We start from the raw sequence: 23,001 nt of genomic DNA, 5'->3' as shown, positions 1-23,001 counted from the left end.
CCTGTCGTCACCAGCGACGGTTCGAGTACGCCGCCGCCAGCGCCTCCCGGAGCTCCGCGAGCCAGCGGTCCAGCGCCTCGTCGGCGAAGTCCCCCTCCCGCACCACGATCACGCGCCAGCCCTGGCCACGCAGCCACGCGCGGCGGTCCGCGTCGTACTCCTCCCGGCCGCGGTGCGCCTCCTCGCCGTCGTACTCGACGCACACCCGACGCCGGCGGTAGGCGAAGTCGAGCCGGTACGTCGGCACGCCGTCGACCTCGATCCAGACCTGCGGCTCGGGAGCCGGGAGGCCCGCGTCGAGGATCGCCAGCAGCACCCACGCCTCGCGCTGCGACTCCACGCGGGGATCGACACAGTTGACGAGCTCGCGCAGCTGCACGACGCCGCGGCGCCGGCGATAGCGGCCCAGCGCACGACGGTAGTCGCCGCGGATGAGCCCGTGGAGCCGCGCCATCGCCGTGAGGACGGCGAACGCCTCGCGGCGCCGCAGGCAGCAGCCGAGATCGAGGGCCGTGCGCAGAGGCGTCGTCACCCGGACGCCGTTCAGGGTCATCACGTCCTGGGGCGACAGGTCCCTCGTCCGCCCGTCGGCCCCCGGCACCTTCGTCGGAGCGTGCCAGCGGAGTGCGCAGATCTCGACGTGCGGCACGCCGTCGTGCTCGGCGTACACGTGCGCGTCGACGCCGTGGAGCCAGGCCGCCGTAGGATCCGCGACGACCTGGTGGGGCCTGACCACCTTGGCGACGGCACGCGCCCGGAGCTCGAGGCTGTCCTCCAGGTCGGCTGGCACATAGACGCCGCGTACGACGGGGCGCACCTCACCGTTGCGCAACGCGCGACGCAGCCGGGACGGCGGTATGTCACGGACGCACAGGTCCGCGCTCGAGAACGGCGTGTCTGGCCAGCGAGGTTCCATGGCCCGACGGTGGCGCCACCCGAGCGGCTTCGGTCGGGAGCCGGGGCCGCCCTGTGGAGACGACGCGCCGACACCCGTCGGTGGACGACACCCGGCCCTCGACTCAACCGGCCGGAAGTCTCAATTCGACCGTCAGAGGTCTCGATTCAACGGGAGGCGAGGTAGGCCAGCTGGGCGCGGACGGAGAGCTCGGCGGCGTCCCAGAGGACAGGGTCGACGTCGGCGTAGACGAGCTCGACGACGCGGCGCGGGAGCTCCTCGCTGGCCAGGCCCTCGGGGTGCGGGTGGGCGGCGAGCTCGCGGACTGCGTCCTCGACCTGGGCGAGCCGCTCGCGGCGGTGGGTGAGGTAGAAGTCGAGCACGGCCCCGGCATCCTCGAGCACCGGCCCGTGCGCGGGCCAGACGGTGTCGATCTCGCCGGCCTCGACCAGCGAGCGCATGGTCTCGATGGAGGAGAAGTAGGGACCCAGCTGGCCGTCGGGGTGCGCGACCACCGTGGTGCCGCGCCCCAGCACCATGTCGCCGGTGAGCAGGGCACGCTGCTCGGGCAGCACGAAGGACACCGAGTCGGCCGTGTGCCCGGGGGTGTGGAGCACCCGCAGCCGCAGCCCGTCGACGTCGAGCTCCTCGCCGTCGCCGAGCGGATCGCCGCGGAAGCAGTACGCCGGGTCGAAGGCGCGCACCGCGCTACCGGTGCGCCGGGCGAGCTCCTCGGCGACCTCGGAGTGGTCGAAGTGGTGGTGGGTCAGCAGCACCAGCCCGACCTCGCCGACCTCGGCGAGCAGCCGGTCGAGGTGTCCGTCGGTGACCGGTCCGGGATCGACGACCACGGCGCGGTCGGCGCCGGGCTCGCGCAGCACCCAGGTGTTGGTGCCGTCCAGCGTCATGATCCCCGGGTTCGGCGCCAGCAGGCACTCGGCCCGCGGCGGGTAGCTGCCGCCGGCCCAGGCGCTCACCGGCGCCGCTCCGCGACCAGCCCGCGCAGCCGGTCCGGCATCGACAGGGTCCAGGCGTCGCCGAGTGGCTCCACCGACGGGGTGAACATCTCCACCGCGCGGCTCGCCGCCACCGCCAGCACCTCCTCGGGGCTGTCGTGGACGCCGACCTCCAGGCTGGTGAGGTACGTCGGGGGCATCAGCGCCAGCTCGCCGGCGTCGGCCTGCGCGGCCGCGACCCGGGCCGGCAGCCAGGTGACCGAGGACGACTCCGAGGAGACGTCGCGGGTCAGCTGCCCCGCGGGCAGGGCCGCGACGAAGAACCAGGTGCGGAACCGCTTCGGCTCGAAGACGGGGGTCAGCCAGGCGTCCCAGACCCCGAGCAGGTCGGTGCGCAGCACCAGCCCGCGCCGGTTGAGGAAGTCGGTCATCGCCAGCTCGCGGGTCTCCAGGGCGACCCGGTCGGCCTCCCAGTCCGCGCCGGTGGTGTCGGCGACCACCTCGTCCGCGGAGGGGCCGGCGAGCAGCACCCCGGACTCCTCGAAGGTCTCCCGCACCGCCGCGCAGACCAGCGCCCGGGCGGTGTCGGCGTCGCAGCCCAGGCGCGCGGCCCATTCCTGCGGCCCCGGCCCCGCCCATGCCACGTCGGCGTCGAAGTCGCGCGGGTCCACCCCGCCGCCGGGGTAGACCGCCATCCCGCCGGCGAAGTCCATCGAGACCTGGCGGCGCATGTAGTAGACCTCGGGCCCGGACGTGCCCGGGCGCAGCAGGATCACCGTCGCCGCGTCGCGGGGGGCGACCGGCTCGCGGTGGCCCTCGTCGTACTCACGGGCGGCGTCGACGACGTGGGCCGGGAGCGGGACCGGCGGCAGCGGGATCCGCATCAGCTCGCCTCGGGGGCGACCTCGACCAGCAGCTCGACCTCGACCGGTGCGTCCAGCGGCAGCGAGGGCACGCCGACCGCGGACCGGGCGTGCAGCCCGGCCTCGCCGAAGGCCTGGCCGAGCAGCTCCGAGGCGCCGTTGGCGACCTGCGGCTGGCCGGTGAAGTCCGGCGTCGAGGACACGAACGCGACGACCTTGACGATCCGGACGACCTTGTCGAGGTCGCCGATCACGCTCTTCACCGCGGCGATCGCGTTGAGCGCGCACTGCTGGGCGCAGGCGTAGGCCTCCTCGGCCGACACCTCGCCGCCCACCTTGCCGGTCACGCTCAGCTCGCCGCCGCTCATCGGCAGCTGGCCGGAGGTGAAGACGTGGTTGCCCGAGCGCACGGCCGGGACGTACGACGCCACCGGCGCGGGGACGTCGGGCACGGACAGGCCGAGCTCGGCCAGGCGGTCCTCCGCGGCGCTCATGCTCAGCCCTCGATCGGGCGCTTGAAGTAGCCGACGAGGTTCTCGGGGTTCATCCCTGGTGCGATCTGCACCAGCTCCCAGCCGTCGGCCCCGAAGTTGTCGAGGATCTGCTTGGCGGCATGCGTCAGGATCGGCGCGGTCAGGTACTCCCACTTGGTCATGGCGCGACCCTACTCCGGAGCGACCGGCCCCCGGACGAGGTCATCCCGTGGTCGGACGCGCCGCCGCGCCAAGGCCTCTACGGTGGTGCCCCGTGGACCCTCTGCACGCCCCGCGCCAACCGTGGCGACTCGACGAGCGCGGGCGGCGCTGGTTCGACCGCGCGCTGGTCGCGGTCCTGCTGCTCCCGGTCCCGCTGATGGCACTCAGCGGCGTCAGCGGCCGGTCGGTCACCTTCACGGTGCTCGAGCTGGTCCCGCTGCTGTGGCGCCGCTCCCACCCGGTCGCGGTGTTCGCCGCCGTGGCCGGCGCCAGCGCGCTCCAGGCGGGCTTCGTGGACCTGCCCGTCTGGGGGCAGGCGGCGTTCCCGATCGCGACGTACTCGGTGGCGCGCTACGCCGGCGTCCTGGCCTCCTGGGTCGCGCTCGGCGTCGGCCTGTGCGGCGCGTGGGTCGCGACGTGGGCCTGGCTGGCGCCGTTCCCCGAGGACTCGCGCAGCGGGATGGTCTCCTACGTCGTCACGATCTCGGTGATCGTCCTCGCCGCCTGGGCGCTCGGCACCCTGGGCCGCACCCGTCAGGCGTACGTCGCGGCGCTGGTCGAGCGCGGTGAGCGGATCGAGCACGAGGCCGCGCAGCGCGTCGCGCTGGCCGCCACGGAGGAGCGCACCCGGATCGCGCGGGAGATGCACGACGTGGTCGCGCACGGGCTCTCGGTGATCGTGGTGCAGGCCGACGGCGCCCGCTACGCCGCCGAGCACGACCCGGCGGTCGCCACCCGCACCCTGGAGACGGTGGCCGCGACCGGCCGCGAGGCGCTCACCGAGATGCGCCGGCTGCTCGGGCTGCTGCGCACCGACGGCGCCACCGGCACCCGCCCGCAGCCGCACCTGGACGACATCGCGGTGCTGGTCGCGGAGGCCCAGGAGCATGCCGCCAGCGCCGGGGACGGCACCCGGATCGAGGCCCGGCTGCCCGAGCCCGGCGTACGCGTGCCGCCGGGGATCGCGCTGACGGCGTACCGCGTCGTGCAGGAGGCGCTCACCAACGTCCGCAAGCACGCCGGCCCGGGCGCCACCGTGCGGGTCGAGGTGCGCCTCGGCTCGGACGTCGAGGTGGTCGTGGAGGACGACGGCCGTGGTGCCGCGTCCCCCGACGACGGCCTCGGTCTGGGCTTGGTCGGCATGCGCGAGCGGGTGCTGATCCACGACGGCGAGCTGTGCGCCGGGCCCCGGCCGGGCGGTGGGTTCCGGGTGTCGGCGAGGCTCCCCCTATGAACGACCCCGTGAACGGCCATGCGAACGATCCTGCGAACGATCCTGTGAACGATCCGATCCGGGTCTTCCTCGTCGACGACCAGCAGATGGTGCGTGCCGGCTTCGCGATGCTCGTCGGCAGCCAGCCGGACATGGAGGTCGTGGGCGAGGCCGGGGACGGCCGCGAGGCGCTGGATCGGCTCGCGGCGACCCGGGCCGACGTGGTGCTCATGGACGTGCGGATGCCGCGCCTCGACGGTGTCGCCGCCACCCGCGCCCTCGCCGCCCGGCCGGGGGCGCCGCGGGTGATCGTGCTGACCACCTTCGACCTCGACGAGTACGCCTTCGCCGCGATCAAGGCCGGTGCCGCCGCCTTCCTGCTCAAGGACGCCACCCCTCCGGACCTGCTCAACGCGATCCGCTCGGTGCACGCCGGCGACGCGGTGGTCGCGCCCAGCACCACCCGGCGGCTGCTGGAGCACTTCGCCGCGACCCTGCCCGACCCCGCCGCGCCGGCCGCCACCCCCGACGCGCGCCTGGCCGCGCTGACCGAGCGGGAGCGCGAGGTGCTGGTGCTCGTCGGGCGTGGCCTGTCCAACACCGAGATCGCCGCCGAGCTGGTGGTCGCCGAGGCCACGGTCAAGACCCACGTGAGCCGGCTGCTGGCCAAGACCGGTTCGCGGGACCGGGTGCAGCTCGTGGTGCTGACCTACGACGTCGGGCTGGTCGGCTGACAGCGGTGCTCCGCCGTCACCGGCTGGCAGCCGAGCACCGCTGTCCCCCTCAGCCAGCGCAGTCGGCGCACGGCCTCACCTCGCCCGGCCAGCCGCGCCGCCGCAGCAGGGCGCCGATCGCGGCGGCCGTCGCGCCGGCCCCGGCGTACACCTGACCCCAGCCGAGCCGCACCGTGTCCCGGCCGGCCCCGGCGGCTGTGGAGGACAGCGGTGCTGCCCTGCCACGGGCTGACAGTCGAGCACCGCTGTCATCCCCAGGTCGTACGACGGAGGGTCCCACGGCCTGACGACCACGGGCCCGCAGCCGCGAAGACTCGGGGCCATGACCCAGATGCTCGACACCTTCACCAGCGTGGCCGCCGGCGCCCGCGGTCTGACCCGCACCTACGGCCACGGCGACACCCTCGTCTCCGCCCTGCGCGGGGTCGACCTGGACCTCCCCCGCGGCCGCTTCACCGCGATCATGGGCCCGTCCGGGTCCGGGAAGTCCACCCTGATGCACTGCCTGGCGGGCCTCGACCAGCCGACCTCCGGCACGGTCACCGTCGCCGGTCGCTCGCTGGAGCGGCTCACCGACGACCAGCTGACGACGTTTCGCCGCGAGCAGCTCGGGTTCGTGTTCCAGGCCTTCAACCTGCTGCCGATGCTCACCGCCGAGCAGAACATCTGCCTCCCCCTCGAGCTGGCCGGGCGCCGCGTCGACCCCGAGCGCCTCACCCGCCTCGTGGAGGGCCTCGGACTCGCCGATCGCCTGGGGCACCGACCCAGTGAGCTCTCCGGCGGCCAGCAGCAGCGCGTCGCGATCGCCCGCGCCCTGATCACCGGCCCCGCGGTCGTCTTCGCCGACGAGCCGACCGGCAACCTGGACAGCGAGACCTCCGCCGAGGTCCTCGACCTGCTGCGGCACTCGGTGCGCGAGCTCCGCCAGACGGTCGTGATGGTCACCCACGAGCTCGACGCCGCGGCGTACGCCGACGACGTGGTGGTGCTCGCCGACGGCGCGGTCCGTGCGCACCTCGTCGACCCCACGCCCGACGCGCTGGTCGCGACGCTGCGGGGCGAGCGATGAGGACCGTGCTGCTGGCCTCGCTGCGCACCCACGCGCGCCGCTACGTCGCGGCCGTGGTCGCCGTCGTCATCGGCGTCTCGTTCGTCGTCGTCACCGCTGCGCTGTCCGCGGCCGCCAAGGAGGGGATGGTGGCCGGGGTCGGGCTCCCCTACGCCGGGGCCGACTCGGTGGTCTCCGACCTCGGCACCGACCAGGCCGCCACCATCGTGCGCCGCGCCGAGTCGGTCGGCGAGCACGCCGTGATCATCGGCGACGTCACGTTGCCGCTCACCTCTGCGGACGCGGTGCTCGACCAGCGGGCCACGGTCGCGCCGCTCGCCGACGTCGCATCGCTGCGCTGGCAGGAGCTGCGCGAAGGCCGCTGGCCGCAGGGGCCGGGCGAGACCGTGGCCGACGTGAACGGCGCCAAGGCCGCCGGGCTCGCCGTGGGCGACCCGATCCGCATCGGCTCCGGCAGCCGGGCGCTCGAGGCCACGGTCGTCGGCATGGTCGACACCCCGGCCGCCTCGGACCGGGCCGCGCTCTACCTGCCGTGGTCGCAGCTGCAGCGCTGGGCCCCGACCTTCTACACCGACACCGTGGCCTACGCCGGGCCCGGCGCCGCCGAGGCTGCCCGCGGCACCGGCGCCCTGGTGCGCCCGACCGCGCAGTTCGTCCAGGAGCGGCAGGCCCAGCTGACCCGCGAGGTCGACGTGGTCGCCATGCTGCTGCTGGTCTTCGCCGCGATCGCGCTGTTCGTCTCGGTGCTGGTCATCGCCAACACCTTCTCGATCCTGTTCGCCCAGCGCACCCGCGACCTCGCGCTGCTGCGCTGCGTCGGCGCCACCCGTCGCCAGCTGCTGCGCTCCATCCGCCTCGAGGCACTCGCCCTCGGCGTCGGCGCCTCGGTGCTCGGCCTCGCCGTGGGCACGGCGCTCGGCCACGCCTTGGTCGCCCTCGCCCGCACCCAGATGGATGCCGGGACGCTGGGCAGCTCCTGGGCGCCGCCGACCTGGTACGCCGCGGCGGGCGCGGTCGGGGTGCTCGTCACCGTCGTGGCGGCCTGGCTGCCGACGCGCAAGGTGGTCCGGGTCAGCCCGCTCGCCGCGCTGCGCCCCGACCCGGGCGTCGACGTGCGCACCGCGTCCGGGCGGCTGCGCAGCGTGACCGGGCTGCTCGCGGTGCTCGGCGGCTCCGGGCTGCTCGCCGTGGCGGTCGCGCAGCACCACCTGCTGGCGATGCTGGCCGGCGGCATGCTGTCCTTCACCGGCGTGCTCGTGCTCGGGCCGTGGGTCATGCCCGCACTGGTCCGCGCCGTCGGCGCGCTCGGCCGCGGCAGCACCGCCCGGCTCGCGACCGGGAACGCCGTGCGCGACCCCCGGCGTACCGCCGCCACGACAGCCTCGCTGCTCGTCGGCGTCACGCTGACCACGGCGGTCCTCACCGGGCTGGCCAGCTCGCGCGACTCCGTCGACACCGACCTGGACCGCTCCTACCCGATCGACCTCGCGCTCACCTCGACCGGAGCGCCGCTCGAGGGGAGCCTGCTGGGCGACGTCCGCTCGACCGCGGGCGTCCGGGATGCGGCCGCGCTCGAGGGCGTACGCGCGGAGGTCGAGGGCATCGGCGCGGTCCCGGTGCTGGACCCCACCCCGGCCCTGGGTCTCACCCACGACGCGCGGCGGGTCGCACCGGAGCCCGGCGTGATCGTGGTCCCGGGGGATCTCCTCACGGGCGGCGAGATCCCCGAGCGGGTCGCCGTCACCGTCGACGGGCACACCGAACGGCTGCGGATGGACATCGCCGACGGCTGGGGCGAGGCGGCGCTGGTCGCGCCGGAGACGCTCGCCCGGCTCGGCGGCGATCCGCTGCCGCGGGCGGTCTGGGTGCGCGCCACCGAGACCGCCGACGCGGAGGACCTCGCCGGTGACCTGGGCGCGTTGGCCGCCCAGGGCGGCGTCGACCTGACCGACGCCCTGGCGCTGCGCGGCTGGGTGCTGCTCCAGCTCGACGTGCTGACCATCGCCGTCCTGGCCCTGCTGGGCATCGCGGTCGTGATCGCGCTCGTCGGCATCGCGAACACCCTCGGGCTCTCGGTGCTGGAGCGCGCCCGGGAGAACGCCCTGCTGCGAGCGCTCGGCCTGACCCGTCGTCAGCTGCGCCGGATGCTCGCCGTGGAGGCGGTGCTGCTCTCGGTGGTGGCCACGGCGCTGGGCACGCTCATCGGGGTGGTGTTCGCGTGGGTCGCGGTGCGGACGCTGGTCGGCGGCGCGGTGGACGAGGTCGCGGTGGTGCTGCCTTGGGGCCAGCTGGCGATCGTGGTCGTGGTCTCCGGGGTCGCTGGCCTGCTGGCCGGGGTGCTGCCCTCCCGTCGCGCCGCACGGGTCACCCCCGCGGCCGGGCTGGCGCTCGACTAGGACGGTGGCGTCCCGGGGCGGGCCCGCTGGGGGTAGGGAGTCTCCTGGCGGGCCAGCATGGCCACGAACTCCGCGATCCGCCGCTCGCGCGTCTCGGCCCGCTTGATCGCCCCGAGCCGGTGGATCAGGGCGAAGCGGTTCTGGCTGGTCAGCACGTCGTACATCGCCTGCGCGGCGGGGTCGGCCGCGATCGCCGCGGCCAGGTCGTCGGGGATCTCGGCGGTCGAGGGCGGGGCGTACGCCGCGGCCCAGCGCCCGTCGGCCTTCGCCGCCTCGACCACCGCGCGGCCGGCGGGTGTCATCCGGCCCTCCGCCTCGAGTCGGGCCACCAGGCCGACGTTGACCTGCGACCAGCGGCTGCGCGAGGTGCGAGGCGTCATCCGCTGGTAGGAGGTCGCCTCGTCGCGGCGCCGCGCCTGCCCGTCGATCCAGCCGAAGCAGAGCGCGTCGTCGAGCGCGGCCGCGCGGGTCAGCGCGGTGACGGTGCCGCCCTTCTTGGTCAGCACCAGCCACACCCCCGGCGAGTCCGCGTGGTGCTCGGCCAGCCACGCCCGCCACGCCGCGGCGTCGGGTACGAGCAGCTCCTCCAGGTCGGCCATCTTCCGACCCTAGACGCCTGCGCCGACGGTGTCGCGGGGTGCGGAGCCGCTCCCGGGGCGGGCGCCGGGGTCGGTGTCTATCCGCGCAGTTACGGACGCCAGCCGCCCACCCGGCCACCCCGCACTCACACGTACGGCGCGAGCGTCTCGCGGATCTCGTTGACCGCGAGCGCGATGAACAGCACCGCGCACAGCGCCATGAAGCCGTTCGACAGCCACCCGTTGCGCCACTCGGGCGGCACGTCGGAGTGCGGCAGCGCGCCGGCGCGGCGCTTGTTGAGCAGCACCAGCAGGGTGATCGCGAGGAACGGCATGAACAGCGCGCCGAGCACGCCGTAGGTGAGGATCAGCCCGACCGGCTCGTCGAGCAGCAGGAGCAGCATCGGCGGGAAGGTCAGCCACAGCATGTAGCCACGGAAGTAGCGGCCGCCGGTGCGGGTGTCGGGGTGCCCCGAGGGCAGGTCGCGCAGGTTGCCGACGAAGTCGGCGAACATCAGGCTCACCCCGCTCCACACGCCGATCAGCGAGGAGAACGACGAGGCGAAGAACCCGATCAGGAACAGCTTGCCGAAGACCTCGCCGTACCGGTCGTCGAGGATGTCGGAGAGCTGCACCAGCGCCTGGTCGCCGGTCTCCGCCGCGATCCCGACCGAGTGGTAGAGCTCGGCGCCGACGATCAGCATCGAGACCACGAAGATGCCGGTGACGGTGTAGGCGACGCCGTTGTCGATGCGCATCACCCGCATGAACGCCGGAGTGCTCCAGCCCTTCTCGCGCAGCCAGTAGCCATACGCCGCCAGCGTGATCGTGCCGCCGACGCCGCCCGCGATCGCCAGCACGTTGACCACCGAGTCGTCGGGGAACACCGGCCGCAGCCCGAGCACGATCTCGCCGAGGTTGGGCGTGGCCACCAGTGCCGCGCCCACCACGGCGACGAACATGACGCCGACCAGCGCGGCCATCACCTTCTCGAACGCCGCGTAGGAGCCGAACCACACCATCGCCAGCCCGACCAGGCCGATCACGACCGCCGTCCAGCGCAGCGAGAGGTCCGGGAACAGCGCCACCAGCGGCAACGCCGAGGACGACATCGCGGTCGCGCCGTAGACCAGCCCCCAGATCACGATGTACGGCGCGAAGTACCACGTGGTCCAGCGGCCCAGGCTGCGCCAGCCCTCGAAGATCGTGCGGCCGGTCGCCAGCGAGTAGCGGCCCGCGCCCTCGACCAGCACCACCTTGATGATCGAGCCGAGCACCGCCACCCACAGCAGGGTGTAGCCGAACTTGGCGCCGGCGACCAGCGTGGCCACGAGGTCGGCCGCGCCGACGCCGGTCGCGGCCACGACCAGGCCGGGACCGATCACCCGCCAGCGAGGTGGGCGGTCGGTGTGGGTCTGGTTCCCGAGGTCGGTCATGGCCTGACGTTTCCCCGCGAGGGCGCATCGTGAACGCGCGCGCTCGCGGACGCCCGGCCGATCCGGTTGGCCCGGGTCCGGTCAGGGGACCTACGGTCCAGAGGTGGACTCCGCCGCACCTGCCCAGCCGCCGCGGCTGCTCTCCCCGACGTACGCCGCGACGACGGTCGGCATGTTCGCGCTGTGCGCCTTCGTGGCCTTCGAGGCCACGGCGGTGACGACCGTGATGCCGACCGTCGCGGATCGCCTCGACGGCGTCGGCCTCTACGCCCTGTCCTTCGCCGCGCCGCTGGCCAGCGGCGTGGTCGGCATGGTGGTGGCGGGCGGCTGGAGCGACAAGCGCGGGCCGGCGGGGCCGCTGGGGGCGGCGATGCTGCTGTTCTCGCTCGGGCTGCTGGTCTGCGGGACGGCGCCGTCGATGGAGGTCCTGGTCGCCGGCCGGGTGCTCCAGGGGCTCGGGGGCGGGGCGCTGACGGTCTGCCTCTACGTGCTGGTCGGGTTGGTGTTCCCGCCCGTGCTGCAACCGGCGGTGTTCGCGAGCTTCGCGGCGGCGTGGGTGCTGCCCTCGCTGTTCGGGCCGGCGCTCGCGGCGACCGTCGCGGACCGGATCGGGTGGCGCTGGGTGTTCCTCGGCGTGGTGGTGCTGGTGGTGCTGGCCGGGGGCCTGGTCGCCCCGGCCCTGCGGCGCGTGGTGCGTGCCCCGCGCGCCGACACGCGGTTCCCGACGACGCGGCTGCTGTGGGCGCTGGCCGCGGCCACCGCCGTACTGACCTTCGAGCTGCTCGGGTCGCGGCGCGACTCGCTGCTCGCGCTGGCGGTCCTCGCGTTCGTGGTGGTCGTGGTCAGCCTGCGCCGGCTGCTCCCGGCCGGTGCTCTGGTCGCGGCACCCGGGCTGCCGGCGGTGGTCGGGACCCGCGGCATGCTCAGCGCCGCGTTCTTCTGCGCGGAGGCCTACATCGTCTTCGTGCTGCAGGAGCGCTGGGGCCAGACGCCGACCCGGGCCGGGGTGGCGCTGATGATCGTCGGCGTGGTCTGGGCGGGGGCCAGCCAGCTCCAGTCTCGCCTGGGCCAGCGGGTCTCGGACCGGGGCGCGATGTGCTGGGGCACCGGCCTGGTGCTCATCGGGACCGTCGCGCTCGCCCTGGTCGTCGCCACGGACCTGCACCCCGCGCTCGCCGTCGCGTCGTACGTCCTCGCCGGCGCCGGCATGGGCTTCGGCTATCCCCGGACCGGGGTAGCGACGCTGGCGGCCTCCACCGACGCCGACCGCGGCTTCAACTCCTCCGCGCTGTCGATCGCCGACTCCCTGGGCGGCGCCTTCGCACTGGCGGCGTCGGGGATCGTCTATGCGACGGCCGAGCGGGCCGGCGCCGACCCGTTCCTGCCGGTCTTCGTGCTGGCCGCCGCCCTCGCGGTGCTCGGCGTGCTCACGGCCGCGCGGACCCGCCCGCCCGGCTGAGGCTCACGGCCCGGCGAGCCACTGCGCGAACGTCGTCGTCCCGCGCGGGCCGTCACCGGTCGGGCAGAGCACGCCGGAGCGCATCGCACGACCCGCGGCGCCGGGCACCGGTACGCCGACCACCCGGCGCCCCAGCCCGCGCGCCTCGGAGACCCGGCGCGCCAGCTCGACCATGTCGAGGCGCTCCGGTCCGGCAAGGTCGGGGACGCGGCCCGACGGCCCGGCCTCCGCGAGGGTGACCAGCGCCGTCGCCACCTCGTCGGCGGCGACCGGTTGGCTGAGCATCCGCGGCACCAGCGAGACGGGTCCGACCGACGCGAAGCCGAGGACCTGCTCGGCGAACTCGTGGAACTGCGTCGCCCGCAGGATGCTCCCGTGTGGTGCGGCGCCGACCAGCCGCTCCTGGAGCTGCTTGCCGCGGTAGTAGCCCGACGCCACGTCGTCGACCCCCACGATCGAGAGCGCGACGTGGTGGCCGACCCCGGCCGCCTCCTCGGCGGCGAGCAGCGTCCGGGTGACGCCGCCGAAGAACGCCTCGGCCCCCGCCCGGCGCTGGGTCCGCACGCTGGTGACGTCCACGACCGCGTCGACACCGACCAGGAGCCCGTCCAGACCCGCGCCGGTCGTCAGGTCGACCCCACGGGACCGGGCAAGCGGGACGACCTCGTGGCCGCGGCCCCGGGCCACGTCGACGACATGGCTGCCGACGACCCCGGTCGCTCCGGCGACGGCGATCAGCATGAGCCGAGTGTGCTCCCCCGAGCGCCGGACGGCCAGCCCGTCTGGAGCGCCGGCCCGGCCCCGCTCACAGCTCGGAGACCAGCTCCGGCTCGGTCTTCTCCCGCACCTCGGCCTCGGTGACGCCGGGGGCGAGCTCGACCAGGTGCAGTCCGTCGGGGTGCACGTCGATGACGGCGAGGTCGGTGATGATGCGCTGCACGACGCCCTTGCCGGTGTAGGGCAGCGAGCACTCCTCGACGATCTTGTAGGAGCCGTCGCGGGCGACGTGCTCCATCAGCACGATGACCTTCTTGGCACCGTGGACCAGGTCCATCGCGCCGCCCATGCCCTTGACCATCTTGCCGGGGATCATCCAGTTGGCGATGTCACCGGCCGCGGAGACCTGCATGGCGCCGAGGATCGCGGCGTCGATCTTGCCGCCGCGGATCATCCCGAACGACAGTGCGGAGTCGAAGAACGACGCACCGCGGCGCACCGTGACGGTCTCCTTGCCGGCGTTGATCAGGTCGGGGTGCTCCTCGCCGGCGACGGGGTAGGCGCCCACGCCGAGGATGCCGTTCTCGGACTGCAGCACCAGCTCGACGTCGTCGGCGACGTAGTTCGGCACCAGGGTCGGCAGCCCGATGCCCAGGTTGACGTAGGAGCCGTCGGTCAGCTCGGAGGCCGCCCGGGCGGCCATCTGCTCGCGGGTCCAGCTCATCGGTTCTCCTCCTGGGCGCGCACGGTCCGCTTCTCGATGCGCTTGTCGGCGGCCTGCTCGGGGGTCAGCGGGACCACCCGGTGCACGAAGACGCCGGGCAGGTGCACCTCGTTGGGGTCCAGCTCGCCGGGCTCGACGAGCTCCTCCACCTCGGCGACGGTGGTCCGCCCGCACATCGCGGCGAGCGGGTTGAAGTTGCGGGCGGCGTCGCGGAACACCAGGTTGCCGTGCCGGTCGCCCTTCCAGGCGCGGACCAGGCCGAAGTCCGCGACGATCGCCTGCTCGAGCACGAACTCGCGCGGGCCCTCGGCGGTCTCGAAGACCCGGACCTCCTTGGCGGGCGAGGCGACGACCACGTTGCCCGCGTCGTCGTAGCGCCACGGCAGCCCGCCCTCGGCGACCTGGGTGCCGACGCCGGTCGCGGTGAAGAACGCCGGGATCCCGGTGCCGCCGGCGCGCATCCGCTCCGCGAGCGTGCCCTGCGGGTTCAGCTCGACCTCGAGCTCCCCGGAGAGGTACTGCCGGGCGAACTCCTTGTTCTCCCCGACGTACGACGCGACGACGCGGCGCAGCCGACCGGCGGTGAGCAGCAGGCCCAGGCCCCAGTCGTCGACGCCGGCGTTGTTCGAGAAGACCTCCAGGTCGCGGGTGCCCGCGTCCAGGATCGCCTGGATCGTCACCGAGGGGATGCCGCAGAGACCGAATCCGCCGACGGCCAGCGAGGCACCGTCGGGGATGTCGGCGACCGCGGCCGCAGCCGACTCCATCACCTTGTCCATGCCGCGCATTCAAGGCAGCCACCCCCGGCCGCGTCAACGCCGCCCGCCCGGCCCGCCCCGGATCACTCGCCCACCGGACCTCCGGGACCGGTAGCGTTCACCAGGTGAACGCGACGACTCCTCCCGTGGACGTCGTCGGCCGCGCCGGCGCGGTGCTCCGCGCGCTCGCCGCCCACGAGCCCGGCGGCGCCACGACCACCGCGGTCGCCCAGTGGTGCGGCCTGGCCCGGCCCACCGCCCACCGGCTGCTCAGCGCGCTGGCCCGCGAGGGGCTCGCCGACCGCGACCCCGACAACGGGCGCTGGCTGCTCGGCCCCGAGCTGTTCTTCCTCGGGACCGCCGCGGCCGCCCGCTACGACGTGACCGCGGTGGCCCACCCCTTCGTACGCCGGCTCGCGGACGCCACCGGCGAGAGCGCGTTCTTCTCCGCGCGCCGCGGTGACGAGACGATCTGCCTGGTCCGCGAGGACGGCAGCTTCCCGATCCGCTCGCACGTGCTCAGCGAGGGGGTGCGCTTCCCGCTCGGCGTCGCCTCGGCCGGCATGGTGGTGCTGGCCCACCTGCCCGACGCCGAGGTCGAGGAGCTGCTCGCCCGCACCGACCTCACCGCCGTCTGGGGCGACCAGCACCGCCCCGAGGAGGTGCGCCGCCACGTCGCGCTCACCCGCGCGCAGGGGTACGCCGTCAACCCCGGCCTGATCGTGGACGGCAGCTGGGGGCTGGGCGCGGCGGTCTTCGACACCGACGGCCGGCCCCGGTGGGCGCTCAGCATCACCGCCATCGAGCAGCGCCTGGGCCTCGAGCGTCGCCGCGAGCTGGGCCGGATGCTCCTGCGCGAGGCCCACGAGCTGTCCCGGGCACTGCAACGCCGTGGACCCAGCGCCTACTCTTCGTGAGGTGAGCCAGACCGACACCAGCGCCGCGCGCGAGCAGGTGCGCCTGCACGTCGTCACCGGCAAGGGCGGCACCGGCAAGTCGACGGTCGCCGCGGCCCTCGCGCTCGCGCTCGCCTCGCACGGGCGCGACGTCCTGCTGTGCGAGGTGGAGGGGCGCCAGGGCATCGCCCGGATGTTCGACGTCGACCCGCTGCCCTACGACGAGCGCCGCATCGCCACCGGGCTGGCACGCACCGAGGCGGACGGCGGGCCGGCGGGGAGCGCGGGCACCGTCCACGCCCTGCACATCGACGCGGAGTCGGCGCTGCTGGACTACCTGGCGATGTACTACAAGCTCGGCCGCGCCGGCCGGGCCCTGGACCGGTTCGGGGTCACCGAGTTCGCCACCACGATCGCCCCGGGCGTGCGCGACGTGCTGCTGACCGGCAAGGTCTACGAGGCCGTCGAGCGCAACAGCCGCAACAAGGGCGCGGTCACCTACGACGCGGTCGTGCTCGACGCCCCGCCGACCGGCCGGATCGCCCAGTTCCTCAACGTCGGCAAGGAGCTCGCCGGCCTGGCCAAGGTGGGGCCGATCCGCAGCCAGGCGGACACGATGACGACGCTGTTCCGATCGCCGCGGACCGCCATCCACCTGGTCACCGTGCTGGAGGAGATGCCCGTGCAGGAGACCTGGGACGGAATCGAGGAGCTGCGTGCGGACGGGCTGCCGGTCGGCAGCGTCGTGGTCAACCAGGTCCGCCCCCGCGACATCGCGGAGAGCGACCTGGCCCTGGTCCGCGCCGGCGACCTCGACGAGGCGGCGCTCGGCGCCGACCTGGAGGCCGCCGGGGTCGAGGTCACCCCGGACCTGGTGGACGCACTGGTCGACGAGGCACGCGACCACGCCGAGCGCCGCGCGCTCGAGGAGGCCCAGCGGGCCGTGGTCGACGGCTTCGGCGTCCCGGTGATCGAGCTGCCCCGGCTGCCCGCCGGCGTGGACCTGGGCGGGCTCTACGACCTCGCCGCCCGGCTGCGCGAGCAGGGCCTCGGATGAGCCCGGCACGCCCCGGCCGCGCCCGCGGAGGCCGCGCCGCCCGCACCCGTGTCGGCCCGCTCGCCGCCCACCCCGGCACCGCGCCGGTCCTCGACGTGGACGCGATGCTCGACGACCCCGGCACCGGGATCATCGTGTGCTGCGGCTCCGGCGGGGTGGGCAAGACCACCACGTCCGCGGCGCTCGCGCTGCGCGCCGCCGAGCGCGGCCGCAAGGTGGTCGTGCTCACCATCGACCCCGCGCGCCGCCTGGCCCAGTCGATGGGCATCGAGCAGCTCGACAACACCCCGCGCCGGGTGGTCGGCGTCGACGACAGCGCCGGCGGCAGCCTCGACGCGATGATGCTCGACATGAAGCGCACCTTCGACGAGGTCGTGCTCTCCCAGGCCACGCCCGAGAAGGCCCAGCAGATCCTGGAGAACCCCTTCTACATCGCACTGTCCAGCTCCTTCGCCGGCACCCAGGAGTACATGGCGATGGAGAAGCTCGGGCAGATCCACCAGGACGCCCGTGCCGACGGCAGCTACGACCTGATCGTCGTGGACACCCCGCCGTCGCGCTCGGCGCTGGACTTCCTGGACTCCCCCGAGCGGCTCTCCAGCTTCCTCGACGGCCGCTTCGTGCGGGTGATGCTCGCTCCCGCCCGCGGCCCGGCCCGGCTGATGAGCGCCGGGGTCGGGATCGTGACCAACGCGCTCACCAAGGTCATCGGCGGGCAGATGCTGCGTGACCTGCAGACCTTCGTCGCCGCCCTGGACACCGTCTTCGGCGGCTTCCGGGCCCGCGCGCAGAAGACCTACGCGCTGCTCCAGGCCGACGAGACGTCGTTCCTCGTGGTCGCCGCGCCGGAGCCCGACGCGCTGCGCGAGGCGGCGTACTTCGTCGAACGCCTCGGCGAGGACGAGATGCCGCTCGGCGGCCTGGTCGTCAACCGGGCGACGCCGACGCCGCGCGGCGACCTGTCTGCCGACGAGGCGATGACCGCCGCCGCCCGCATCCGCAAGCGCGACCCCCGCTCGCTCACCGCCGGCCTGCTGCGCCTGCACGCCGACCGGGTCCGCGCCGTCGAGCGCGAGAAGGCGCTCGGTGAGCGGTTCGCGGCCGCACACCCGCACGTCGAGACGACGGTGGTGGCCGCGCTCCCCGGCGACGTCCACGACCTCACCGGGCTGCGCAAGGTCGGCGCGCTGCTGGCCGGCGAGGACTGAGAAACGCCACGAGGGCGACCCCGCTCACGCGGAGTCGCCCTCGACGGCGGTACGGCTCAGACCGTGGCCTGGTCCGGGACCGGGGTCTCGACGGTGCCCTTGGCTCGCGCGGTCTCCAGGACCGAACGCCAGGAGGCTGCGGGGCGGCGGCGCAGCAGCGCGCGACGCTCCCGCTCCGTCATTCCTCCCCAGACCCCCCACTCGATCTGGTTGTCGAGAGCCTCGGCCAGGCACTCGGTGCGCACGGGACATCCCGAGCACACCAGCTTGGCCTTGTTCTGCTCGGCTCCCCTGACGAAGAGCTGGTCAGGCGACGTCTCGCGGCACGCAGCACGCGGCGTCCAATCTTCTACCCACATAGATGTCCCCACATCGTCCGAGATAGGTCAACGTCCCCATGACGCCTTCCCGGGTTACCCCTCCACCATGAAGGTAGAGAGGTTCTCCTGGCTAGTACAGACCCAGAAGGACCACTGACCATAGTCCGAATTGACTAGTCTGTGTCGACTACGACATGTGGGGGGTCGTCGCCGCCCCGTACCCTGATGGCATGTCGCAGCCCCCCTCCGAGCGCCTGCCTGCCCGCAGACTGCTCAGCCACCTGGCCGTGATGGTGGCGGTCTCCGCCGTCCTCGGCGTCGTCGTCGCTGGTCTAGTCATCCCGTTCGCCGGGATCGCGGGAATCGGCGCGAAGAACGTCGCCGAGACCGTGGACGACCTGCCGAAGGAGCTGGAGACCCTCGCGCTGCCGCAGCGCACCCGGATCGTGGACACCGAGGGCGACACCATCGCCACGCTCTATGACCAGAACCGGGTCGAGGTCCCGCTCCACCAGATCTCGCGCACGATGGTCAAGGCGATCGTGGCCATCGAGGACTACCGCTTCTACCAGCACGGCGCCCTCGACCTGAAGGGCACGCTGCGCGCGTTCCTCACCAACGCCGCCAACGACGGCGCGGTGCAGGGCGGGTCCTCGATCACCCAGCAGCTGGTGAAGCAGACGCTGGTGACCCAGGCCAAGACCAAGGAGGAGCGCCGCGAGGCGACCGACCGCAGCTATGCGCGCAAGCTGCGTGAGCTGCAGTACGCCGTGGCGATGGAGCAGGCCCACAGCAAGGACTGGATCCTCGAGCGCTACCTCAACACCGTCTACTTCGGCGACGGCGCCTACGGCATCCAGGCCGCGGCGAAGAACTACTTCGACGTCAACGCCAAGGACCTCAACCTCGCCCAGTCCGCGATGCTCGCCGGGCTGGTGAAGAACCCCTCCGGCTACGACCCGACCAACGCCCCGGACCGCGCCCTCGAGCGCCGCAACATCGTCCTGGACCGGATGGCCGAGCTCAACGTCGTGCCGCGCGCCCGCGCCGAGAAGATCAAGCGCCAGGGCCTGCGCCTGGACCCCCAGCCCACCAACAACGGCTGCGTCGACTCCGCGGCGCCGTTCTTCTGTGACTACGTCGTCGAGTTCCTCATGCGCGACAAGGCCTTGGGCGACACCAAGGCCGAGCGCCGCGAGCTGCTGTGGGCCGGCGGGCTGACCATCCGCACCACCTTGGACCAGCGCTTCCAGGACGCCGCGGACGCCTCGGTCGCCACCCACGTCTACCCCACCGACTCCGCGATCGGCGGTCTCGCGATGGTCGAGCCCGGCACCGGCAAGGTCCGCGCCCTCGCCCAGTCCCGGCCGATGGGCCCGGACCGCGACAAGGGCCAGACGTTCCTCAACTACGTCGTCAAGGAGTCGCTGGGCAACTCCTCGGGCTTCCAGGGCGGCTCCACCTTCAAGGCGTTCGTGCTGGCCGCCGCCCTCGAGGACGGCCTGCCGCTGACGACGTCGTTCAACTCGCCCTCCTCGCTCACCCTGTCGGAGTCCGGCTTCGAGGACTGCGACGGCGAGCCGTACGGCTACGGCACCTGGCGGGTCGGCAACTCCACGACCTCGGGCACCAAGAACATGTACTCCGGCACGCGCGAGTCGGTGAACACCTACTTCGCCCAGCTTGAGCGCCAGATCGGCATCTGCAAGCCCTATGACCTCGCCCGCAAGCTCGGCCTCGAGCTGGACAACCCCACCGGTGACGGGCCGGGCCAGGCCGAGCGGGTGCCGACGTTCACCCTCGGTGTCGCCGATGTCAGCCCGCTCGAGATGGCCGAGGCCTACGCGACGTTCGCCGCCCGCGGCCTGCACTGCGAGAGCCGCCCGGTCGCGAGCATCGAGGACGCCCAGGGCAACGTGCTCAAGGAGTACCCCAACCGCTGCACCCAGGTCCTCGAGCAGCGCAACGCCGACGCCGTGAACGACGTGCTGCGCGGTGTCATCGAGGGCGGCTTCGCCTCGGCCCAGGCGCTCGACCAGGACGCCGCCGGCAAGACCGGCACCACCCAGGACGGCAAGGCCGTGTGGTTCATCGGCTACACCACCGAGGTGGCCACCGCCGCGATGATCGCCGGCGCCAACGACTTCGGCACCCCGATCCCGCTGGTCGGCCAGACGATCGGCGGCGACTACATCTCCACCGCCTCCGGCTCCGGCTTCGCCGGGCCGATGTGGGGTGACGCGATGAAGGTCATCGACGACTTCACCGAGAACAACACCTTCGTCTACCCCTCCGGCGTGGCGGGCGCGGGCGTCACCGCGGTCGCCCCGCCGCCGGCCCCCGAGGGCGACGACCGTGGCGACGACGTCGGCCGCGACGACGACCGTGGCAACGGCGGGGGCCGCGGCAACGGGCGCGGTGGCCGCGGCGGTGGACGCGGGCGCTGATCCCGCCCCCGCGGGCCCCTGAAACGAACCGACCCGCGCCCTCGAGTGATCGAGGGCGCGGGTCGTTCTCGTCGTGGCGGGTGACCGGCTCGGCTCAGGCGGCGCCGAGCTGGCGGCGTACCTCGGCGGCCACCGCGGCGCCGTCGGCGCGGCCCTTGACCTGCGGCGTGACGACGCCCATGACCTTGCCCATCGCCCTCATGCCCTCGCCGGCCGCGCCGGTCTGCTCGATCGCCGCACGGACCACGTCGGCGATCTCCTCGGGGCTCAGCTGCTCGGGCAGGTAGTCGGCGATGACCGCGGCCTCGGCGCGCTCCTTCTCGGCGCGGTCGGGACGGTGGCCGTCCTCGAAGGCGACCGCGGCCTCGCGACGCTTCTTCGCCTCGGCCGAGAGCACCCCGACCACGTCCTCGTCGGTGAGCTCACGGGCGACCTTGCCCGAGACCTCGGCGTTGGTGATCGCGGTCAGGACCATGCGCAGGGTCCCCGAGCGCACCTCGTCGCGGGCCTTGATCGACGTGGTGAGGTCGGCGCGGAGACGGTCCTTCAAAGAGCTCATGGCGCCATTGTGGCAGCCTTGCCCCATGCTCTTGACCCGCGCTCTGACGGCTGTCGCCGGCGCCGGCGTGGTGGGCGGCGCCGCACTCACCGCGTACGCCGCCACCGAGGCCCGTGCCTACACGCTGCGCCGCGTGGAGGTGCCCCTGCTGCCCCGCGGACAGCGTCCGCTGCGGGTGCTGCACCTCTCCGACATCCACCTCACCCCGGGGCAGCGGCGCAAGCAGGAATGGCTCTCCTCCCTCGTCACCCTGCGTCCCGACCTCGTGGTGAACACCGGCGACAACCTCGCCCACCGCGACTCCGTGGCACCGCTGATCGACGCCCTGGGCGGCCTGCTGGACGTGCCGGGGGTGTTCGTGCTCGGCAGCAACGACTACTTCGAGGCCCGGATGCGCAACCCGGTGCGCTACCTGCTGCCCGACGACGGCCGGCGGCACACCGACGTCCCCGAGCTGCCCTGGCGCGAGCTCCGCTCGACGTTCAGCGACGCCGGCTGGTGCGACCTGACCAACGTCCGCGCCGAGCTGGCCGTCGGCGAGACCCGCTTCGCCTTCGCCGGCGTCGACGACCCGCACCTGTCCTACGACCGCCTCGACCTGATCTCCGGACGGGCCGCGCCGGACGCCGACGTACGCCTGGGTGTGGCGCACGCGCCGTACCTGCGGGTGCTCGACCAGTTCGCCGCCGACGGGTACGACGCGATCCTGGCCGGGCACACGCACGGCGGCCAGGCGTGCCTGCCCGGCGGCCGGGCGCTGACGACCAACTGCGACCTCGAGCCCGCCCGGGCCCGGGGCCTGCACCGGCACCCGGCGGACTCGCGCCCGGGCGACCCCGGCTCGTCGTGGCTGCACGTGTCCGCCGGGATCGGCACCAACCCCTACATCCGGCTGCGCCTGGCCTGCCGCCCGGAGGCGACGCTGCTGACCCTCATCGCCCGGGACTGAGCCCGATTGGGGAACCGGAGCCGTCCTCCGGTATGCTCCGGTGCTTGTGAGCCGGGTGTGAACCCGCGATCACGATCGGGCTGTGGCGCAGCTTGGTAGCGCGCCTCGTTCGGGACGAGGAGGCCGCAGGTTCAAATCCTGTCAGCCCGACACAGTAGGAGCCGGATCCGCTCAGCGGGTCCGGCTCCTGCCATTTCCTCCCTCGCCGAGTCGGCCCTTGTGGTTGTCCGAGTTGGCGATTGTGGTTGCGCGAGTCGGCCCTCGTGGCGGCGGAACTCTCGATTCATGCGGTCAGGACTCTCGACTCGACCGTCAGAAGTCTCGACTCAACCGTGCCGCCGGGACTGGACGTGGTCTGCGACACTCGGCGCCATGGCAGACGACGACCGCCGTGGGAGCACGCCCTCGCTCGAGCCGCCTTCGCTGAACCCGTTCCGCCGTCGCCGGCCCGCTGCCGGGCCCCCTGCGCCGGCCATCGCTGCGCAGCCGTCCGCTGCTCCTGCCGCGCCGCCGCCGTCTCCTCCGGCGCCGCCCCGGGGCCCCGAGCGCCGCGAGGAGCGCCCTGCGGGCCCTGTGTCGGCCCCTGAGCGCCTGGCACGGCCCGCGGCGCCCCCAGCCACCCCGCAGGCACCTCGGGCCCCTCGCGAGCCGCGGCGGCCGCTGCTGGCCGAGGTCGTCGTCCCGGGGATCGTGGCGGCGCTCGTGGGCGGCCTGGTGGTCGGCCTCGGCGCGGTCTCGCTGACCGCCGGCGGCATGCAGGCCTGCGAGTCGGTGCGTGGCACCTCCGCGTGCGGGCGCGGGCCCGGCCTCGCGCTGCTGCTGGCGATCACCGGCGTGCTGGTGCTGCTCGGCAGCGCCGTGCTGCGGGCGCTGCGTCACCCCGGTCCGCTCGCCACCGGCCTGCTGGGGGTGGGCCTGCTCGCCGTGGTCGTGCTCGCGCTGGCCGACCACGTCTTCGAGACCTGGATGGCGGCGGCCGTGCCGGCGCTCGGCGCCGCGGCGTACGCGCTGAGCCACGCGGTGGTCACACACGCGAACGAGCCCGCCCCGGAGTGACTCCCGGGCGGGCTCG

23 protein-coding genes and 1 tRNA gene are annotated in these 23,001 nt (G+C 73.9%); 12 read left to right on the top strand and 12 right to left on the bottom strand.

Features of this window, described 5'->3' with window-relative positions:
* Positions 1-7 precede the first annotated feature (7 nt).
* The 5 genes from HBO46_RS01035 to HBO46_RS01020 form a co-directional block, all read right to left on the bottom strand.
* On the bottom strand, positions 8-916 hold the full coding sequence (locus tag HBO46_RS01035) for a DUF559 domain-containing protein (protein ID WP_166135661.1): 909 nt from the start codon (positions 914-916) through the stop codon (positions 8-10).
* Between the two features lie 146 nt (positions 917-1,062).
* On the bottom strand, positions 1,063-1,872 hold the full coding sequence (locus tag HBO46_RS20490; RefSeq protein ID WP_224769309.1) for an MBL fold metallo-hydrolase: 810 nt from the start codon (positions 1,870-1,872) through the stop codon (positions 1,063-1,065).
* A complete protein-coding gene (locus HBO46_RS20485) occupies positions 1,869-2,735 on the bottom strand; it encodes an NUDIX hydrolase (RefSeq protein WP_224769308.1) in 867 nt (288 codons plus the stop codon). The genes HBO46_RS20490 and HBO46_RS20485 overlap by 4 nt, the downstream gene beginning before the upstream one ends.
* Positions 2,735-3,208: a RidA family protein gene (locus HBO46_RS01025; protein ID WP_166135655.1), complete on the bottom strand. Its 474-nt coding sequence runs from the start codon at positions 3,206-3,208 to the stop codon at positions 2,735-2,737. The genes HBO46_RS20485 and HBO46_RS01025 overlap by 1 nt, the downstream gene beginning before the upstream one ends.
* Before the next feature lie 2 nt (positions 3,209-3,210).
* A complete protein-coding gene (locus HBO46_RS01020; protein ID WP_153321726.1) occupies positions 3,211-3,369 on the bottom strand; it encodes a DUF4177 domain-containing protein in 159 nt (52 codons plus the stop codon).
* A gap of 92 nt (positions 3,370-3,461) precedes the next feature.
* Between HBO46_RS01020 and HBO46_RS01015 the strand changes: the two genes are divergently transcribed.
* The 4 genes from HBO46_RS01015 to HBO46_RS01000 all read left to right on the top strand — a co-directional run bounded on the left by HBO46_RS01015 (position 3,462) and on the right by HBO46_RS01000 (position 8,821).
* Positions 3,462-4,643: a sensor histidine kinase gene (locus tag HBO46_RS01015; RefSeq protein ID WP_166135652.1), complete on the top strand. Its 1,182-nt coding sequence runs from the start codon at positions 3,462-3,464 to the stop codon at positions 4,641-4,643.
* A 44-nt stretch (positions 4,644-4,687) separates the two neighbouring features.
* Positions 4,688-5,356 (top strand): response regulator, encoded by a 669-nt coding sequence (locus tag HBO46_RS01010; RefSeq protein ID WP_224769307.1) that lies wholly within the window; start codon positions 4,688-4,690, stop codon positions 5,354-5,356.
* A gap of 322 nt (positions 5,357-5,678) precedes the next feature.
* The gene (locus HBO46_RS01005) at positions 5,679-6,425 is read left to right on the top strand and encodes an ABC transporter ATP-binding protein (RefSeq protein WP_166135646.1); all 747 of its coding nucleotides are present in this window, start codon (positions 5,679-5,681) and stop codon (positions 6,423-6,425) included.
* A complete protein-coding gene (locus tag HBO46_RS01000; RefSeq protein ID WP_166135643.1) occupies positions 6,422-8,821 on the top strand; it encodes an ABC transporter permease in 2,400 nt (799 codons plus the stop codon). Before HBO46_RS01005 ends, HBO46_RS01000 begins: the two co-directional genes overlap by 4 nt.
* Here HBO46_RS01000 and HBO46_RS00995 read toward each other — a convergent pair.
* Positions 8,818-9,420, bottom strand: a complete 603-nt coding sequence (locus tag HBO46_RS00995; RefSeq protein WP_166135640.1) for a YdeI/OmpD-associated family protein — start codon at positions 9,418-9,420, stop codon at positions 8,818-8,820. The genes HBO46_RS01000 and HBO46_RS00995 overlap by 4 nt on opposite strands.
* A 125-nt stretch (positions 9,421-9,545) precedes the next feature.
* Positions 9,546-10,835: an Nramp family divalent metal transporter gene (locus tag HBO46_RS00990; protein ID WP_166135637.1), complete on the bottom strand. Its 1,290-nt coding sequence runs from the start codon at positions 10,833-10,835 to the stop codon at positions 9,546-9,548.
* 103 nt (positions 10,836-10,938) lie between these two features.
* On the opposite strand from HBO46_RS00990, the gene HBO46_RS00985 reads away from it, so the two are divergent.
* Positions 10,939-12,294, top strand: a complete 1,356-nt coding sequence (locus HBO46_RS00985; RefSeq protein WP_166135634.1) for an MFS transporter — start codon at positions 10,939-10,941, stop codon at positions 12,292-12,294.
* Between the two features lie 3 nt (positions 12,295-12,297).
* Here the strand turns inward: HBO46_RS00985 and HBO46_RS00980 are convergent, their stop codons facing one another.
* The 3 genes from HBO46_RS00980 to HBO46_RS00970 form a co-directional block, all read right to left on the bottom strand.
* Positions 12,298-13,035, bottom strand: a complete 738-nt coding sequence (locus tag HBO46_RS00980) for an SDR family oxidoreductase (RefSeq protein ID WP_166135631.1) — start codon at positions 13,033-13,035, stop codon at positions 12,298-12,300.
* Between the two features lie 64 nt (positions 13,036-13,099).
* Positions 13,100-13,735, bottom strand: a complete 636-nt coding sequence (locus HBO46_RS00975; protein WP_166135628.1) for a CoA transferase subunit B — start codon at positions 13,733-13,735, stop codon at positions 13,100-13,102.
* Positions 13,732-14,514 carry a CoA transferase subunit A gene (locus HBO46_RS00970; protein ID WP_166135625.1) on the bottom strand — a complete coding sequence of 261 codons (783 nt, stop codon included), beginning with the start codon at positions 14,512-14,514 and terminating at the stop codon, positions 13,732-13,734. The genes HBO46_RS00975 and HBO46_RS00970 overlap by 4 nt, the downstream gene beginning before the upstream one ends.
* Before the next feature lie 104 nt (positions 14,515-14,618).
* On the opposite strand from HBO46_RS00970, the gene HBO46_RS00965 reads away from it, so the two are divergent.
* From HBO46_RS00965 to HBO46_RS00955, 3 genes are read left to right on the top strand one after another with little or no spacing between them, the layout of a single operon-like run.
* On the top strand, positions 14,619-15,410 hold the full coding sequence (locus HBO46_RS00965; RefSeq protein WP_191480186.1) for an IclR family transcriptional regulator: 792 nt from the start codon (positions 14,619-14,621) through the stop codon (positions 15,408-15,410).
* A 1-nt stretch (position 15,411) separates the two neighbouring features.
* On the top strand, positions 15,412-16,446 hold the full coding sequence (locus HBO46_RS00960; RefSeq protein WP_191480185.1) for an ArsA-related P-loop ATPase: 1,035 nt from the start codon (positions 15,412-15,414) through the stop codon (positions 16,444-16,446).
* Positions 16,443-17,654 carry an ArsA family ATPase gene (locus HBO46_RS00955; protein ID WP_166135622.1) on the top strand — a complete coding sequence of 404 codons (1,212 nt, stop codon included), beginning with the start codon at positions 16,443-16,445 and terminating at the stop codon, positions 17,652-17,654. Before HBO46_RS00960 ends, HBO46_RS00955 begins: the two co-directional genes overlap by 4 nt.
* A gap of 56 nt (positions 17,655-17,710) precedes the next feature.
* Here the strand turns inward: HBO46_RS00955 and HBO46_RS00950 are convergent, their stop codons facing one another.
* A complete protein-coding gene (locus HBO46_RS00950) occupies positions 17,711-18,013 on the bottom strand; it encodes a WhiB family transcriptional regulator (protein ID WP_166135619.1) in 303 nt (100 codons plus the stop codon).
* Between the two features lie 191 nt (positions 18,014-18,204).
* On the opposite strand from HBO46_RS00950, the gene HBO46_RS00945 reads away from it, so the two are divergent.
* Positions 18,205-20,421 carry a transglycosylase domain-containing protein gene (locus HBO46_RS00945; RefSeq protein ID WP_166135617.1) on the top strand — a complete coding sequence of 739 codons (2,217 nt, stop codon included), beginning with the start codon at positions 18,205-18,207 and terminating at the stop codon, positions 20,419-20,421.
* 94 nt (positions 20,422-20,515) lie between these two features.
* Here the strand turns inward: HBO46_RS00945 and HBO46_RS00940 are convergent, their stop codons facing one another.
* On the bottom strand, positions 20,516-20,980 hold the full coding sequence (locus HBO46_RS00940; RefSeq protein WP_166135614.1) for a GatB/YqeY domain-containing protein: 465 nt from the start codon (positions 20,978-20,980) through the stop codon (positions 20,516-20,518).
* 25 nt (positions 20,981-21,005) lie between these two features.
* On the opposite strand from HBO46_RS00940, the gene HBO46_RS00935 reads away from it, so the two are divergent.
* The 3 genes from HBO46_RS00935 (at position 21,006) to HBO46_RS00925 (ending at position 22,985) form a co-directional block, all read left to right on the top strand.
* On the top strand, positions 21,006-21,929 hold the full coding sequence (locus HBO46_RS00935; RefSeq protein ID WP_166135611.1) for a metallophosphoesterase: 924 nt from the start codon (positions 21,006-21,008) through the stop codon (positions 21,927-21,929).
* Between the two features lie 76 nt (positions 21,930-22,005).
* A tRNA-Pro gene (locus HBO46_RS00930) sits at positions 22,006-22,079 on the top strand.
* A gap of 423 nt (positions 22,080-22,502) precedes the next feature.
* The gene (locus HBO46_RS00925; protein ID WP_166135609.1) at positions 22,503-22,985 is read left to right on the top strand and encodes a hypothetical protein; all 483 of its coding nucleotides are present in this window, start codon (positions 22,503-22,505) and stop codon (positions 22,983-22,985) included.
* Positions 22,986-23,001 lie beyond the last annotated feature (16 nt).

Source organism: Nocardioides ochotonae, assembly GCF_011420305.2.
Taxonomy (GTDB): Bacteria; Actinomycetota; Actinomycetes; order Propionibacteriales; family Nocardioidaceae; genus Nocardioides; species Nocardioides ochotonae.
The sequence above is the reverse complement of the archived record's forward strand: the minus strand, read 5'-3'. Positions and strand labels throughout refer to the sequence as shown.